This is a genomic window from Enhydrobacter aerosaccus, assembly GCF_900167455.1.
GTDB lineage: Bacteria > Pseudomonadota > Alphaproteobacteria > Reyranellales > Reyranellaceae > Reyranella > Reyranella aerosaccus.
The window spans coordinates 62,648-78,218 of record NZ_FUWJ01000004.1; the positions used below are offsets into that span (position 1 = coordinate 62,648).

Genomic DNA, 15,571 nt, shown 5'->3' on the forward strand with positions numbered 1-15,571 from the left:
GCCCTACCTCAGCCCTGCCGTCGTCGCAACACCGACGTCAGGGTTGCCGTCAGGACCAAGCCCAGCATGGCCATGACCACGATCGCGATTCGCGGTCCGAGACGATCAGAAAGCACACCGATTGCGAGAACGCCCAGCGGGTTGGTGCCGATGCACACGGTGACGATGCCCATCAGCCGCGACCGCATCTCGGGCGGCGCTTCGGTCAGCATGAGCGTCGACTGCATGTTGCCGAAGCCCGCCGTGCCGAAGCCGCCGACGATCATCACTGTCAAGGCCAGCCAATAGGAGGGTGATAGCGCCATCACGAGCAAGGCGCACATGAACAGAGCCGCCCCGCCGGCGAAGGTGAGCTGTCGATTCATTCGCACGATGCCCATGGCGATCAGCAAGCCGCCGATCAACGCTCCCGCCGGTTCGGCTGCGGCCAGCAGTCCGACGAGGCTGGGCGACACGCCGAACTCCCCGAGACCCAACGGCGCCACCAGAGACGAATAGGCGAAGGCAAAAGTGTTGGTCACGATAGTTATGCCGAACACTAGCAACAGCACCGACTTGGTACGGGCGAAGGCGAGACCTTCGGCAATGTCGCGAACGATACGGCCCAGCGCCAGCGGCCGCGTGGTTTGGGTATGGACGAGGCCTGCCATGGCAAAGGCGCCGATGAACTGCACGAGTGCCGTGACGGTGTAGGCGCCTTTCATATGCAGCCATTCGAAGGCAAGGCCGCCGAGCAACGGGCCGATCATGCGCGTGGCGGCCGAAGTGGTGGAATCGAGGGCGATCGCCGGCACGATGCGATGCGGCCCGGCCACCTCGCCCACCATGCGCCGCCGGGTCGACATTTCGGTCGCCCACATCGACCCCGACAGGAGATTGCCGAGCGCCACATGCCACAGCGCCAGATGTCCTGTGGTCGCCAGGATGGCGAGCACGGTCGAAACGGAGGCGGGTACGATCAGCGCCAGCATCACGATCAGCTTGCGGTTCACCGCTTCCGAGACCGCGCCGGCAAAGGCGCCCAGGAAAAGCTGCGGAAGCTGCCGCGCCGCAACGACGGCGGTGACGGCGAGCGGAGAGCCGGTCGCCTCGTAGGCGAAGAGACCCGAGGCCAGAAGCTCCAGCCAACGCATGGCGTTGGCGAAAGCTCCGACCAGCCACAGGCGCAGGAAATCAGGCGAAGCCAGCAGCTCGCGCGTTGCCGAACGTGAAGACGCCGTTTCCCCCGCCGAATCCATTGGGCGGCACGCTAGCGGGATGGCTATGCTGCGGAAAAGAGAAAAGACGGGAGGAACGCCATGAAGCGCCGTCATTTGCTGCTGGGCAGCCTTGCATCTGTCGCACCGCTCGCCATGGTCCGTGCCGATGCGCCGTGGCCAAGCAAGCCTGTCCGCTTCATCGTGCCCTTCGCGCCGGGGGGCGGTACGGATACGGCGAGCCGTCTGCTTTGCGATCAGTTGAGTCGCAGCCTCGGCCAGTCCTTCGTCATCGACAACAAGGGCGGTGCCGGAGGCAATATCGGTACGCTTGAACTGGTTCGTTCGGCTGCCGATGGGTACACGCTCGGCCTGATCTCCGTGGCGAGTCATACGCTCAATCCGATGCTCTACCGCCGGCTGCCTTACGATCCGGACAAGGATCTGGTGGCGATCTCGCGTGTGGCTCTTCTGGCCAACCTGCTCGGCGTGACGCCGGGCCTGCCGGTGAATGACGTCGCAGCGCTGATCGCGCTCTGCAAGAGGGAGCCCGGCAAGTACGCCTTCGCGTCGTCGGGGCCGGGAACCTCGCTGCATCTCAGTGGCGAGCTGTTCAAGATGATGGCTGGTGTCGATATCCAGCACGTCCCTTACAAGGGTGCCGGCGCCGCCTATGCCGACCTGATCTCCGGCACGGTGCATATGATGTTCGCCAACATGCCGTCGATGCTGCCTCAGGTGCGCGGCGGAAAGGTGAAGGGGCTGGGCGTTACGTCGGCAGAGCGGTCCAGGGCGGCGCCCGATCTGCCGGCCATCGCTGAAACACTGCCCGGCTATGTCGCGACCTCCTGGTATGGCATCGCCGCGCCAGCCCAGACGCCCGAGCCGATCCTTGCGAAGCTCGAGGCGGCGATCGCTGCTGCTCTTGCGTCGTCCGACATCCAGCGACGTTGGCAGGAGGATCTGGGTCTCGACATGCCGCCCGCCGGTCGCGCCGGCTTTGCCGAGTTCCTGGCTGCGGACCGGTCGGCCTGGGGGCCGGCGGTGAAGGCGGCGGGCGTGACCCTCGATTAGAGGACGAGGCGCAACACGGCGAGAACGATCAGTGCCGCGACGGCGATGATCAGGCTGCCGAGCGAGAGTGTCCGAAGACCCTGTCCGGGGGACAGGCCAGCCATCTTCGTGGCGATCCAGAAGAACGGATCGTTGATATGGCAGATGGCGATCGAGCCTGCACCGACGGCGGCGGCGGCAATGGCCCGGCTGGCGGCGCCGTCGAGACCGAGGGCAGGCAGCATCGGCTCGATCATGCCCGATGCCGTGAGCACCGCTGTAAGCGAGTTGCCCTGCATTGTCTTGACGATCGCGGCGGCGAGGAAGGGTACGAGCAGGCCGAGTTGGGGCGTGAGGACGCGTTCGGCCAGCAATTCGGCGATGCCGATCTCGTCCAGTACCCGCGAGAATCCACCGGCAGCGCCGACCGTCAGGAGCAGTGTCGCCCAGCGCGTATCGGCCAGCACCGCCGGTTGCCAACGCCCCGACAGCAGCACGGCGAGGGCGATGGCCATCGCTGCCAGCATCAGCGGGCGGCTCAACCCGGTCAGCAGCTCGCGCGTCTCTGCCCGACCAAGAGGGGCGCTCGGCAGTTGCGCCACAGCGTGAAGGACCAGCACGCCGAGAGGAACGACGATGGCCAGCCAGCGCCACGACAAGGCGCCGGTGCGGGACCCGTCCGACATTTGTCGTCGGATATAGAGCCAGCCAGCAAGCCCCGCGACCGCGGCGGCCGGAAGAGCAAACCACAAGACCTCACCGAGTTCGGCTTTCAGGACAACGGCGGGGGCGACGGCGAGCGGCGACGGGGCAATTAGGGGCTGGAACGCGAGCACGCCCAAGGCAAGGGCCAGTGCCCGACGCGGCGCATTGACGCCGACATGCTGCAAAAGCGCCAGCCCCTCGGCGCCGGCACCGCCCATTCCGGCCAGCAGCCCCACCGCTCCGGCCGCGGGCCCCGGCAATGGGTATTTCGGCAGCAGACCTCCGACCAGGCTGCCGGCGACTATCAACAGACCGACCTGCTCCATTGCCGTCGAGAAGCCCAAGGCAAAGGCCTTGTCCACCGACTTGAACGGCAGGTCGGTGGCAAGTCCGTAACCGATCGCGACGAACATCAGGGCCAGAAAGGCCGGCACGCCAAAGCGATAGACGGCGATCACAACGACTGCAATGGCGACGGGCACGAGGAGGGCGGCGACGAGCATGGGCCGGACCTTATTCGTCTGTTAAACTGACGTCATGCGTCTGTTGTCGGCTGTTTGCATTATGCTGCTTGCCCTGTGTGCGCCGCTTTGCGCGCAGACCAAGCTGGCTCGGATCGAAGGCAAGAATTTCGTCGCCCCCGACGGCACGATTCTGCATCTGAAGGGAATCAGCCTCGGCAATTGGCTGGTGCCAGAGGGCTACATGTTCAAGTTCAAGATCGCCCTTGCCCCGCGGGAGATCTACGGCGCCTTCGATAAGCTGCTTGGACCGGAGCGGGCCGCAGCCTTCTGGAGAACTTATCGCGATACCTATATCGGACCGGACGATATCAGTTTCATCAAGTCGGTCGGCTTCAATGTCGTCCGCATCCCGCTGCACTACGATCTGTTCATGACCGAGACCGGCGACATGACCGGCGAGGGATGGGCGCTGCTTGATCGCGTACTGGGGTGGGTGCAAGAGGCGGGACTGTACGCGATCCTCGACCTGCATGCAGCACCCGGTGGGCAGACTGGCGTCAATCATGATGACGGATCGGGCTATCCGTTGATGTTCTATGTGCCGCGGGATCGGGAGCTGACGATCAAGTTCTGGCGCGCGATGGCCGAGCATTATGCCGGCAATCCGGCAATCCTGGGCTACGACGTCTTGAACGAACCGATCGCGCCCCACCACGACGTTGCCACGCTCAATCCACGGCTCGAACCGTTCTACCGCGACGTGACCGCGGCGATCCGCGAAGTCGATCCCGGGCGCATTGTCATTCTCGCCGGCGGCCAGTGGAGCTCGAGCTTCGACATGCTCGGCCGTCCGTTCGCTCCGAACCTCGCCTATACCTATCATCTGTTCTGGGGCAGCACGGAGCGCGATTCGATCCAGCGCCATCTCAATTTCTCGAATCGCTACAACGTGCCGCTGTTCCTCGGCGAGACGGGAGAACTCACCGACGACTGGAACGAGGCTTTCCGCAAGCTGCATGAAGCGAACGGGATCGGTTGGTCGTTCTGGACCTACAAGAACCTCGATACGACCTCGACGGTCGTTTCCATCCCGCGCCCCGATGGCTGGGACGACATCGCCGACTTCGCAGATGGCCGGCGTTCCGATCGGCCGGCGCCGGAGGTGGTGGACCGCGCCATTGCCCAATATCTCGACGGCATCCAGTTCCGACATGGCGTCGTGCGCTGGAGCTATCTCGCCTCTCTCGGCCTGAAGGCCACGCCCCCGACGATGCGCGCCCAGCGCTGAGGTGGATCGCCGGTGTCCGCCGACGTTGGCGTCCCGGGTCAGTCGTTCAGCACCTCGAGCAGCTTGCTGTTGAAGGCCTCGGCAGCTTCGTAGGCCACCCAGTGGCCGGCTCCCGGGATGACGTTCATCTCGAAATCGGGCTGCAGGGCGCGGAACAGATCGATGCGCTCCTGGATGTGCGGATAGGTGGTCGAATCGAACTCGCCCCAGATTCCGGTGAGGGGCGTCGTGACACGCGGGAGGACTTCACTCAGGCGAAAGGCCAGGCCCATCTCCCGACTGCGGGTCTTGGCGCGCGTCGTGTTCAGGATTTGCATGTAGATGGCGACGCCGTCGATCTTGGCGGGGTCGTGCAGCATCAGGATTTCGAGATTGCGCCGCGCTTCGTCCACCAGTGTCTGCGCCGGCATCTCGGGCAGGAGCTTGTGCAGCTTCGGCCCCGGTTTCCGGGTCGCCTTGAGTCCTCCGGCACCGACCAGCGCGATGCGCCGGATGCGGTCCGGCATCAGCGTCGCGAGATGGCCCGATACCATGCCGCCGAACGAGAAGCCGGTCAGGAAGAAGGGCTTGTCCTTGGGCAGCAGCGTTTCCGTCGCCGCATGGACGCATCGGGTGACCGACCAGATGTCGCGCACATCGTCCGGCGGATCGCTCTCCCCCAGGCCGGGCAGGTCGGGTGCGTAGATCGTATAGTGCTGGGACAAGGGCAGGACGTTGCGGATCCAATGGATCCACGAGCCGGAACCGCCGTGGAACAGCAGCAGGATCGGCTTGCCCGAGCTGGCACCCCAAACGTGCCACATCATCGAGCCGCCATTGCCCATGGGGATGCGCACGGCTTCTGATCGGGCGGCAACGGCCTCGATATGCTCGATGGCGGTGCGGCCGTCCGGCAGGTGCGGGACGGCAGAGAAGTCGAGACTCATTTCTTGAGGGCGCCAAGCAGACGATCGACGAAGCCTGGCGTCTTCTTGCGGTCGATCCAGCGCAGAACCGTGACGAGGTCGTTGTCGGGATCGATCCAGACGATGTGGCTGCCCCAGCCCAGCGCGAAGTAGCTGCGCTCCGAGGCTGCCGCAAATTGCCGCTTGTCGGTATTGAGCCACCACATCAATCCATAGAAGGGCGCAACCGGGCAGGGCTTCACCAGTTCCTGGGTCCAGCCCCCCGGCAGGATCTGCTTGCCGTCCCAGGCGCCGCCGCGGGAGACCAGCAGTCCCATCAGGGCGAGGTCTCGGGCCGAGATCACGATGCCGCCGCCCCAATGGCCACCGCCGGGCACCGAGATCATGGACTTCCCATCGATCGTTACGGCCGAATTTCGATAGCCATCCCACTTCCAGGTCGAGGAAGCGCCGATCGGATCCATGATGCGGCGTTTCAGGACCGACGGCAGTGGCTCGCGGAAGACCTGCAGCAGCGACAGGCTGAGCCGGTTCACACGCACGTCGTTGTATTCGTAGAAGCTGCCTGGCCTCGTGAGCGCACGGCGCGTGCCCTTGGGGGCCTCGGCGACGGCAAGGCCGACCACACGGTTATGGTCGACGCGATCCTCCTTGCCGAACAGCGTGCCGTCCCATTCGCTGGTCTGGGTCAGGAGGTGACGCCAGGTGATGTCGCGGTTCTGCTCGCTCTTGAAGCCGTCATCGAGCGCCGTGTCTGCAACCCTGTCGTCCAGACTCTTGATCAGGCCATCGCCCAACGCCAGGCCGGCCAGCAGAGACAGGAAGCTCTTGGCCACGCTGAAGGTCATGTCGGGGCGATTGGTGTCGCCCCACTCGGCAATCAATTTGCCGCCCTGGTAGACCATGCCCGAGGCGCCGCCGCGGGGCGTGACCGGCCCCAGCACCTCATTGTCTGGAGCCTTCTCTCCCGAATCGTGGGTCATCACGAACTGCCCGTCAGGCATGTACATGCTCTTGGGCCAAGGGCTTTCCGCCGCCTCGGCGAACGCGATTGCGTCTTTCAGATCGGTCATGCCCGCAATCAACATTGGAGCCTGTCTCGGAGCAAGCGTAGAAAACGGCCATGTCCACGCCCACGACGCTCTCGATCCGCCGCCCTGATGACTGGCATGCCCATTTGCGCGACGGCGCCCTGCTGGCCGCCTGTGCGCTCCACACGGCGCGGCAGTTTGCGCGCGCCATTATCATGCCGAACCTGGTGCCGCCGGTAACGACAGTGGCTCAGGCCGTCGACTATCGCGATCGCATTCGCAGAGCGGTTCCGGCCGACTTCGGGTTCGAGCCGCTCATGACCTGTTATCTGACCGACGGCGCCGACCCTGCCGAACTGGCGCGGGGCAAGCAGGAGGGTGTCTGGGTCGCGGCCAAGCTCTATCCGGCACACGCCACCACCAACTCGGCCCATGGCGTCACCTCCATGGACAAGATCGCCAAGGCGCTGGAGGCCATGGAGAAGGTCGGCATGCCGCTGCTCGTCCATGGCGAGGCCACGGATCCCGAGGTCGACATCTTCGATCGCGAGGCTGTGTTCCTGGACAAGGTGCTCGCGCCGCTTCTCAAGCGGCATCCGGGCCTCAAGGTCGTGCTGGAGCACATCACCACCCGCGACGGCGTGCAGTTCGTCGAGGCCAATACCGGCCGGCTGGGGGGCACGATCACGCCGCACCATCTCAGCTACAATCGCAATGCGATCTTCAAGGGAGGCATCCGGCCCCATTTCTATTGTCTACCGATCGCCAAGCGAGAGGAGCATCGTCTCGCCCTGCGGCGCGCGGCGACATCGGGCAATCCCGCCTTCTTCCTCGGCACGGATACGGCCCCTCACACGGCGGATACCAAGGAGTGCGCCTGCGGCTGTGCCGGCATCTTCAACGCGCCGGTGGCGATGCAGGTCTATGCGCAGGTGTTCATGGAGGAGAAGGCCCTCGACCAGCTCGAAGCCTTTGCCAGCCTGAACGGGCCGCGCTTTTACGGTCTTCCGGCCAACGAAGAGCGCATCACCCTGCAGGCACGTCCGCTCGAGGCACCGGAACGGATCGAAGTGCCGGGAGGCGACAAGAGCATCGTCGTGTTTCATCCGGACACGCCGGTCGGCTGGTCGTTCTAGGGCACTCGCGGGCTTTACGGACCGGATCGACGCCAGCCTGCGAATTTCCATTCGCGTGATTCGGGACGACAATTTATCGTCGGCATATGAGCAAGAAAGCGATCCCCGCCGGCGCCGTCATGCGCGGCACCGACAAAGGCTATGTCCACAATCTGCCGGCTCCTAACCTGAAACCGGGCAGCGAACGCCCGGTCGAGAAGGTCGACCAGAAATATCCTTACATGCGGCCGCGCGATGCCGCGACGCTGATCCTGGTGCGCATGCGCGGCAAGAAGCCGGAAGTGCTGATGGGCTGCCGCGACGCCAAGCACGCCTTTATGCCCAACCGCTATGTCTTCCCGGGCGGACGCGTCGACCGGGCCGATGCCCATGTGCCCATTGCGACGGCGCTCGACCGGCACGTCAATGCGCGCCTGCAGAAGGCGGCAACGGCGCTGCGGGCACGCGCTTTGGGCGTGGCCGCTGTGCGCGAGACCTTCGAGGAGACCGGGTTGATGCTGGCCAAGCCGTTCAAGGGTGGCGCGCCCGAGAAGGACTATGGCGAGCATTGGCGGGGCTTTCTCGATCAGGGCATGGGACCAGCGCTCGACTGTCTCGATCTGATCGCCCGCGCGGTGACACCGCCGGGTCGGCCGCGGCGATTCAATGCGCGCTTCTTCATGGCGCGAGCAGAGGATGCCAGCGGCGACATTCGACATTCGAGCGAGATGGGCGATATCCGTTGGGTGGCGCTCGACGAAGCGCGCGAGCTGCCGCTCCCTACCATCACCGGCCTGATCCTGGGAGAGATTGGCCGACTGGTGAAGGAGCCGCCCGATCGCAAGAAGCAGCGCAAGATCCCGCTCTTCGTGACGGTGCACCGCAAGCATCTGATGATCGAGGAATAGGTTGTGGCGGCGCGTCCCGACGTGAACGCGTCCACCCAGCCCGGTCCGCTCGCCGCGGCCAGTCCGAGCCTGCCGCCGCGCGGCGGGGTGCGCCTGCGGGCGCTGGTCCTCATCCGCTGGGGCGCCGTCGCCGGTCAGCTCTTCACCGCCGCGGTCGTTCACTGGGGGTTGGGCTTTTCCCTGCCGTTGTTACCGGTGGGCGGCGCCATCGCGCTGTCGGCCTTGCTCAATGTCGCCGTCAGTCTCGGGCGGCCAGCCTCGGCTCGCGTCGACGACCGCGAGGCCGCGATCTTCCTCGCCTTCGATGTCGTGCAGCTTGCGGTGCTGCTCTATCTCACGGGCGGCCTCACCAACCCCTTCGCCTTGCTGCTGCTGGCGCCGGTTGCGATCGGTGCCAACGTCCTTTCGCTGGGCAGCAACATCGCACTGTCGTTGCTGACGATCGTCAGCATCGCCTTGCTTGGGCTTTTCCATCAGACGTTGCCCTGGCTTGGGCGACCGCCCGAATTCCCGGAGATCTATCAGGCGGGTGTGTGGGTTGGCCTTACGCTGACGGCGCTCCTGATCACGCTCTACGGCTGGCGGCTGGCCGAGGAAGCTCGGCAGATGACCGACGCGTTGGCGGCTGCCCAGGCCGCGCTCGCCCATGAGCAGCGCCTGTCCGCTCTCGGCGCACTCGCCGCCGCGGCGGCCCACGAACTCGGCACGCCGCTTTCGACCATTGCGGTCGTTGCCAAGGAAATGCTGCGCGAGGTCGAGGCCGACGATCCCCTGCGGGAGGATATCGAGCTGCTGGCCGCCGAATCCGATCGCTGCCGGTCGATCCTCGCCCGTCTGTCTGTCGATCCGGCGGGGGACGTTTCCGATGCCTATACGCTGGTGCCGCTGCCGGCCCTGATCGAGGCGGCAGCCCAGAACTACCGTCGTGAGGGGATCACGATCTCCTTCGAGTCAGGCCCCATGGGCGAGGGCGTTCCAACGACGGCGCCCATCCAGGTTCGCAGTCCAGAGATCATGCAGGGTATCGGCAACATCGTGCAGAATGCCCTTTCCTTCGCCCGCCAAACGATCCGCATCACCACCCGCTGGACCACGGAGTGGTCGGAAGTCGAGGTTTCCGACGACGGGCCAGGCTTTTCCGAGGCTCTGCTGGATGAATTGGGGACCCCGTTCATTTCGACCCGCCAGGGGGTGGAAGGCCATATGGGGCTGGGGGTTTTTATTGCCAAAACGCTGCTGGAGCGCACCGGAGCGTCGGTCAGTTTTGGCAATCGCGGGGGCGGTCGCGATGGGGCCATCGTTGTCGTGCGCTGGCCAAACCCCGTCTTCAAGGCTACATAGCGCCCAGATCGGAGGTCGTTATGAGCCAGGACACAGGCGCGAACCGCTCCGTGTCGCCCGCCATTGCCGGCGTGACGAACAATAAGGATCGCACCCTGCTGATTGCCGACGACGACGCGGCGTTTCGCAATCGTATCGCGCGCGCGCTGGAAACGCGTGGTTTCATCGTGACGGCGGTCGGCTCGGTCGCCGAAGCGCTGGCCCAGACGGCCCGGCCGCCCGCTTTTGCGGTTCTCGACCTGCGGCTGGGTGACGGCAACGGACTGGAGCTGGTGGGGCCGTTGCGTCAGGCGCGGCCGGATATCCGCATCGTGGTGCTGACCGGGTATGGCAACATCGCCACCGCCGTCGCCGCGGTGAAGGAAGGGGCGATCGATTATCTCGCCAAGCCGGCCGATGCCGATGCCATCGAGCAGGCCCTGACCTCCCATGGCCGCAAACTGCCACCGCCGCCCAGCAATCCGATGTCAGCCGATCGCGTGCGCTGGGAGCATATCCAGCGCGTCTTCGAGCAATGCGATCGCAACGTGTCCGAGACCGCCCGGCGGCTCAACATGCATCGCCGTACGCTGCAGCGCATCCTCGGCAAGCACGCGCCAAGGGAGCATTGAGGGCTCCATAGTCGTCCGGGTCAGGCCCGCCGGCTCTGGGCGTTCCAGTAATGCTCGAGGTTGGAGATCAGCGCGGGGCTGAAATGGCACCAGGCCTGCTCGCGGGCATAGACGGCCGCGTACTGGCGGAAGGTGTCGAACGGTTCGACCGCCACCCGCAGGGCGCGACGGTTGCCGGTCGCCCCCACGACGCCTGACGTGGTCAACCGATCGATCACCCTCACGATGGCGGCATCGACATCTTCGGGCGCGACGACCTCGTCGCAGATCATGCGGCCGACATCGGAATCGCAGTCGATCCGACGCTCGTACATGATGGCCTGACGGGCGATGCGGTCGCCGACAAAGCGGGACAGGCGCAGATTGGCCATGCCCGGAATGATCCCTTCCTTGCGCGCCGGCAGGGTCATGTAGGCATCGCGGGCGGCAATGTTGAAATCGGTGGCCAGCAGGATCTGGCAGCCGCCGCCGATCGCGAAGGTGTCGACCGCCGAGATCCAGAGCTTCTCGATCGAATCGCCCGAGGCTTCGTCCGGCGTGACGTCCGGCCGGGCAAGCCCCCGCATGAGCTTGTTCACGAAGCCCAGATCGCGGATCAGGAACCAGAGGAACGGGATCTTGCCGTAGTAGAGGTGCGTCAGGTTGATGCCGGCATTGAAGACGCGTCGGCCGGCATACTTGCCATGGGGCACGACATTACCGCGCAGGACGGCCATCTGGCTGTGCGGATCGAGGATGCACACATCGGCACCGATCTCGGTCGCAACCTGAGTGGCATTGTCCTCGGCATTGAGGAAGCGGCCGTTGGAGAGCAGCAGGACCGCGGCCTTGCCCTGACGCTCGACCTTGGCGGTGCCAAGGTCCAGGTGACCATCGCGCTGGAACTTGGCGAGCGCCTCCGCCGATTCCGGGCGTGGCAGCAGCATCGCGTGACATAGATGCCGGCCGCAGTCCGGATCGGCCAGGAACTGATTGCACAGGATGCCCTGGTCGATTTCGCAGCCATCCTTTTCGCCCTGCCGCACCTCCGCTTCGGCTGCGACTTCAGCTCGCGTCGGCGCCAGACCGGGAACGAGATCGGCGGCTTCGTACACCAGCTGCTCCAGCCGCACGAACTTGCGCCGGCCGTTCGTCAGCCTGTCGTAAAGCGTGCGCGCATGGACGCGGAGGAAGGCGAAACGCGCGTCGCGTGCCGCTTGCTTGATCGTCTCCGCTGTATCGAACGCGGCTGCGTCGCGATCCGGCTTCGGAGGCAGCTTGGCCAGTCGGGCTGCCTGATTGCGCCAATAGGCGGAAAAGGAGGCGGCATCGGCGGCAAAATCGCCACTCGCCGCCGCTGGCATCGAAACCACCGAATCCATGCTGACGACGCTTCCTGCCCGGCGACTGCCGAAGATTTTGGAGCGGGCGACGGGATTTGAACCCGCGACCTACGGCTTGGGAAGCCGACGCTCTACCCCTGAGCTACACCCGCATTGGCGCCATTCTAGCCCGTGGTTGCGCCCGAGGTCCATTCGTGTATCTCACTTGCATGCTGGACGAAATATTGACGCCCGAGGAACGGGATCTCGTGGCACGGGCGCGCGCTTTTGCCGAGGAGCATGTGGCGCCGAACGCGGCGCAATGGGAGTGGGAGCGTCATTACCCACTCGAGACGATCAAGGCAGCCTGCGCGGTCGGCTTCAACAGGATCGAACTTGCCAAACAGCACGGCGGGTTTGGCCTGTCCTTTTCGTGCAAGCTGCGCGTGTTCGAGGAGATGGCCAAAGCCGATTTCGCTTTCGCCTTCGCTCTCATCAACCATCACAATGCCTGTGCCAGGTTCGCGCGCGATGGACAGCCGGCCCATGTGGCGCGTCTGTTGCCGCGCATGATCATCGGCGACGTGATCGGCTGCGCCGGCTTGAGCGAGCCCGGCGTCGGCAGCGACTTTGGCGGCCTCGAGATGACGGCGGAGCGTGTCGCGGGTGGCTGGAAACTGAACGGTGCCAAGGCCTGGATCACCAATGCCGCCGTCGCCGGCCTTTCGGTGGCCTATGCCCAGACCGACAAGGCGCTCGGTTATCGCGGCATTGCCTGCTTCGCGATCGAGGCGGAGCGCGAAGGCTTCCATCGCGAGGCACCGTTTGCGCTCCATGGCGGTCATGCCATCGGCGTGGGTGGCTTTCGCCTGGTCGATTACTTCGCTCCTGATGAGGCTGTGCTGCAGCCGCCGGGACAGGGCTTCAAGGCGGCGTTGGCCGGCATCAATGGCGCCCGGGCCTATGTCGCCGCCATGTGCTGCGGCATGCTGGAGGCCAGCCTCGAAACTGCCGTGCGCTACACCCAGCAGCGCAAGACCTTCGGCCAGCCGGTGCTCGAGCACCAGGGCGTGCGCTGGAAGCTGGTCGATGCCGTCACGGATCTGCAGGCCGCGCGCCTTCTCACGTATCGTGCCGCCCGTTTGATCGACGAGGGTGGCGATGCCGTCCTTGCGGCCGCCTATGCCAAGAAGTTCGCGACGGACATGGCTCTCACGCGCATCGCCGACTGCATCCAGGCCATGGGCGCAAACGGCTTGCGGGCGGACTATCCGCTCGCCCGTCACCTCGCCGGCGCCAAGATAGCGGCCTATACCGACGGCTCGATCGAGATGATGAACGAGCGCATCGGCGTGGCACTGCCGGCGTTGTTCGGCACGGCGACATGATCCTGTCCACCGTCGAGATGCACACGGGCGGCGAGCCCACGCGCATCATCGTCGACGGATGGCCACGCTTCGAAGCGCGGACGCTTCTCGATAAGCGGCGCGAGGCCCGGGAGCGGTTCGATGGCCTGCGACGTGGCCTGATGCTGGAGCCACGCGGTCACGACGGCATGTATGGCGCGCTGCTGGTCGAGCCGGACCATCCCGAGGCCGATCTGGCCGTCCTCTTCATGCACAACGAGGGCTACAGCACGATGTGTGGCCACGCCACGATCGCGCTCGCCCGCTGGGCTGTCGAAAGTGGCCGCGTGAAGCGGCAAGCCGGCGAAACGATCGTCAGGCTGCAATGTCCCTGCGGCCTGGTCGTGGCCCGGGTCGCCGCCGATGGCTTCGTCCGGTTCGAGAGTGTGCCGTCGTTCGTGCATGCGCGGGAGAGGATCGCGCCCACCCGGACCTGGGGACCCGTTTCCGTCGATATCGCCTATGGTGGCGCCTTCTATGCGTTCCTGCCGGCGGATTCGATCGGGCTCGATCTCCAGCAGACGCCGATGCGAACGCTGGTCGATGCCGGCGAGGAAATCGCTGACGCGGTGGCGCGATCGATTCCCGTCGACCATCCCGAGCAGCCGGAGCTCGGCTTTCTCTACGGGACGATCCTGACCGACGGTCGAGACGGCTCCAACGGCATTGCCAGCCGCAATGTCTGCATCTTTGCCGGACGTCAGATCGATCGCAGTCCCACGGGCAGCGGCGTGAGTGCCCGGATGGCGCTGCAATGGGCGCGACGTCAGGCGAAGAGGGGCGAGGAGCGCCTGTTCGAGAGCTGCACCGGCGCCTGCTTCACGGGGCGGGTGCTCGGTGAGGTGCCCGTAGGCGTATGCAAGGCCGTCGTCGTCGAAGTCGGCGGCCGTGCGCATTTCATCGGTGAGAGCCGCTTCCGCTTCGACGCGGAAGATCCTCTGCGCGAGGGATTCTCGCTCGGGCTTTAAGCGTTGTGGGCGCGACGTAGCGCCTGGTCGAGATCGTCGTAGAGATCGTTGCCGTCCTCGACACCCACGGAGAGGCGCAGGAGATCAGGTGGGCAGGGTGTGCCCGGGCCCTCGATGCTGGCACGATGCTCGATCAGGCTCTCGACGCCGCCCAGCGACGTCGCCCGCTTCCACAGCTCGACGCGCGCCGCCGTCGCTATCGCGGCCCGCTCGCCGCCCTTGACGCGGATCGACAGCATGCCGCCGAAGCCGCCTTTCATTTGTCGCGCGGCGACGGCATGGCCGGCGAAGGAAGGCAGGCCGGGATAGAGCACGTCGGCAACCATCGGATGGTCGGCGAAGCGCTCGGCCATCGATTGCGCCGACCGACAGGCCCATTGAACCCGCGGAAACAATGTCCGCATGCCGCGCATCAGCAGCCAGGCTTCGGTCTGGCCGAGAATGGTGCCGAGTTGTGCCCGGATGGTCCGCAGCCTTGTCCAGTACGCGTCCTCGCGGGCTGTTACCAAGGCGCCGGCGATGATGTCGGAATGACCGTTGAGATACTTCGTGGCCGAATGCATCACGATATCCGCGCCGAATTCGAGCGGTCGCGTCAGCACCGGAGTCGCCACCGTCGAATCGACGCCGAGCAGGGCGCCGGCCTTGTGTGCGATCTCGGCGGCGGCGGCGATGTCGCTGACACCCCAGGTCGGATTGGCGGGAGTCTCGAGCCAGACAAGCTTGGTCCGTCCGGGCTGAACAGCCGCGGCCAGTGCGTCGTTGATTTCGGCATCGACGAAGTCGACCTCGAGGCCCCAATGCGTGGCGAAGGTGGCGAGCCAGTTGCGCAAGGCCCAGTACATGACCTTCGGCACGACCACATGATCGCCGGGTGCCAGCGCCAGGAAGCAGGCGCTGGCCGCGCTCATGCCGGAGGAGAAGATCAACGCCTTCGCGCCGCCCTCGAGGGCAGCCAGCGTCGCCTCGGCCTGATCGAAGGTCGGATTATCTGCTCGTGCGTAAACGCGACCGGACGAATAAGCATTATCTTCGTCGCGCTGATACGTGCTCGCCATATGGATGGGAGGCACAACCGCCTTGGTCACGGGATCGATCCAGCCCAGAGCCTGTGCGGCCTGTGACGCGGCGGAGAACTTCAGACCTTTCATCAAACCCTCGCAAACCTTACGAAATACTTACGTCCAACAAAGTTTTTGACTGGTATTGCCTTGGCATTGGCGGCGGGCGACATTTGTTTTATCGATACAGGGCCAAGCATTTTTTGGCCATTATTAGA

General features: G+C 65.2%; 14 protein-coding genes and 1 tRNA gene. 8 read left to right on the forward strand and 7 right to left on the reverse strand.

Annotated elements, in window-relative coordinates:
• Positions 1-8 precede the first annotated feature (8 nt).
• Positions 9-1,238 (reverse strand): MFS transporter, encoded by a 1,230-nt coding sequence (locus tag B5D62_RS17525; RefSeq protein WP_170920992.1) that lies wholly within the window; start codon positions 1,236-1,238, stop codon positions 9-11.
• Positions 1,239-1,298: 60 nt separating this feature from the next.
• Here B5D62_RS17525 and B5D62_RS17530 point away from each other — a divergent pair, with 60 nt between their 5' ends.
• Positions 1,299-2,270 (forward strand): Bug family tripartite tricarboxylate transporter substrate binding protein, encoded by a 972-nt coding sequence (locus tag B5D62_RS17530; protein ID WP_085935227.1) that lies wholly within the window; start codon positions 1,299-1,301, stop codon positions 2,268-2,270.
• On the opposite strand, the gene B5D62_RS17535 is transcribed toward B5D62_RS17530, so the two are convergent.
• Positions 2,267-3,457, reverse strand: a complete 1,191-nt coding sequence (locus B5D62_RS17535) for a GntT/GntP/DsdX family permease (protein ID WP_085935228.1) — start codon at positions 3,455-3,457, stop codon at positions 2,267-2,269. The genes B5D62_RS17530 and B5D62_RS17535 overlap by 4 nt on opposite strands.
• Positions 3,458-3,518: 61 nt before the next feature.
• Between B5D62_RS17535 and B5D62_RS17540 the strand changes: the two genes are divergently transcribed.
• A complete protein-coding gene (locus tag B5D62_RS17540) occupies positions 3,519-4,706 on the forward strand; it encodes a glycoside hydrolase family 5 protein (protein WP_170920993.1) in 1,188 nt (395 codons plus the stop codon).
• A 38-nt stretch (positions 4,707-4,744) separates the two neighbouring features.
• Here B5D62_RS17540 and B5D62_RS17545 read toward each other — a convergent pair whose 3' ends face one another.
• The gene (locus tag B5D62_RS17545; RefSeq protein WP_085935230.1) at positions 4,745-5,632 is read right to left on the reverse strand and encodes an alpha/beta fold hydrolase; all 888 of its coding nucleotides are present in this window, start codon (positions 5,630-5,632) and stop codon (positions 4,745-4,747) included.
• The gene (locus B5D62_RS17550) at positions 5,629-6,684 is read right to left on the reverse strand and encodes a serine hydrolase domain-containing protein (protein ID WP_231714847.1); all 1,056 of its coding nucleotides are present in this window, start codon (positions 6,682-6,684) and stop codon (positions 5,629-5,631) included. Before B5D62_RS17550 ends, B5D62_RS17545 begins: the two co-directional genes overlap by 4 nt.
• Positions 6,685-6,734: 50 nt before the next feature.
• On the opposite strand from B5D62_RS17550, the gene pyrC reads away from it, so the two are divergent.
• From pyrC to B5D62_RS17570, 4 genes are all read left to right on the forward strand, one after another.
• A complete protein-coding gene (gene pyrC, locus B5D62_RS17555; RefSeq protein WP_085935232.1) occupies positions 6,735-7,778 on the forward strand; it encodes a dihydroorotase in 1,044 nt (347 codons plus the stop codon).
• Positions 7,779-7,864: 86 nt separating this feature from the next.
• Entirely contained in the window at positions 7,865-8,665 is an 801-nt protein-coding gene (locus tag B5D62_RS17560; protein ID WP_085935233.1) for an NUDIX hydrolase, read from the forward strand.
• A gap of 3 nt (positions 8,666-8,668) precedes the next feature.
• Positions 8,669-10,006: an ActS/PrrB/RegB family redox-sensitive histidine kinase gene (locus B5D62_RS17565; RefSeq protein WP_231714848.1), complete on the forward strand. Its 1,338-nt coding sequence runs from the start codon at positions 8,669-8,671 to the stop codon at positions 10,004-10,006.
• 20 nt (positions 10,007-10,026) lie between these two features.
• Positions 10,027-10,617 (forward strand): ActR/PrrA/RegA family redox response regulator transcription factor, encoded by a 591-nt coding sequence (locus B5D62_RS17570; protein WP_085935234.1) that lies wholly within the window; start codon positions 10,027-10,029, stop codon positions 10,615-10,617.
• 20 nt (positions 10,618-10,637) lie between these two features.
• Here B5D62_RS17570 and B5D62_RS17575 read toward each other — a convergent pair whose 3' ends face one another.
• Positions 10,638-11,978 (reverse strand): enoyl-CoA hydratase/isomerase family protein, encoded by a 1,341-nt coding sequence (locus B5D62_RS17575; RefSeq protein WP_085935235.1) that lies wholly within the window; start codon positions 11,976-11,978, stop codon positions 10,638-10,640.
• A gap of 38 nt (positions 11,979-12,016) precedes the next feature.
• Positions 12,017-12,091: transfer RNA gene (locus B5D62_RS17580), tRNA-Gly, on the reverse strand.
• A gap of 57 nt (positions 12,092-12,148) precedes the next feature.
• Here B5D62_RS17580 and B5D62_RS17585 point away from each other — a divergent pair.
• Together B5D62_RS17585 and B5D62_RS17590 are read left to right on the forward strand one after the other, a co-directional pair.
• Positions 12,149-13,306, forward strand: a complete 1,158-nt coding sequence (locus tag B5D62_RS17585; RefSeq protein ID WP_085935236.1) for an acyl-CoA dehydrogenase family protein — start codon at positions 12,149-12,151, stop codon at positions 13,304-13,306.
• Positions 13,303-14,292 (forward strand): proline racemase family protein, encoded by a 990-nt coding sequence (locus B5D62_RS17590; RefSeq protein WP_085935237.1) that lies wholly within the window; start codon positions 13,303-13,305, stop codon positions 14,290-14,292. Before B5D62_RS17585 ends, B5D62_RS17590 begins: the two co-directional genes overlap by 4 nt.
• Here B5D62_RS17590 and B5D62_RS17595 read toward each other — a convergent pair.
• Positions 14,289-15,443: a trans-sulfuration enzyme family protein gene (locus B5D62_RS17595; protein WP_085935238.1), complete on the reverse strand. Its 1,155-nt coding sequence runs from the start codon at positions 15,441-15,443 to the stop codon at positions 14,289-14,291. The two genes, B5D62_RS17590 and B5D62_RS17595, sit on opposite strands and share 4 nt — an antisense overlap.
• Between the last annotated feature and the right edge of the window lie 128 nt (positions 15,444-15,571).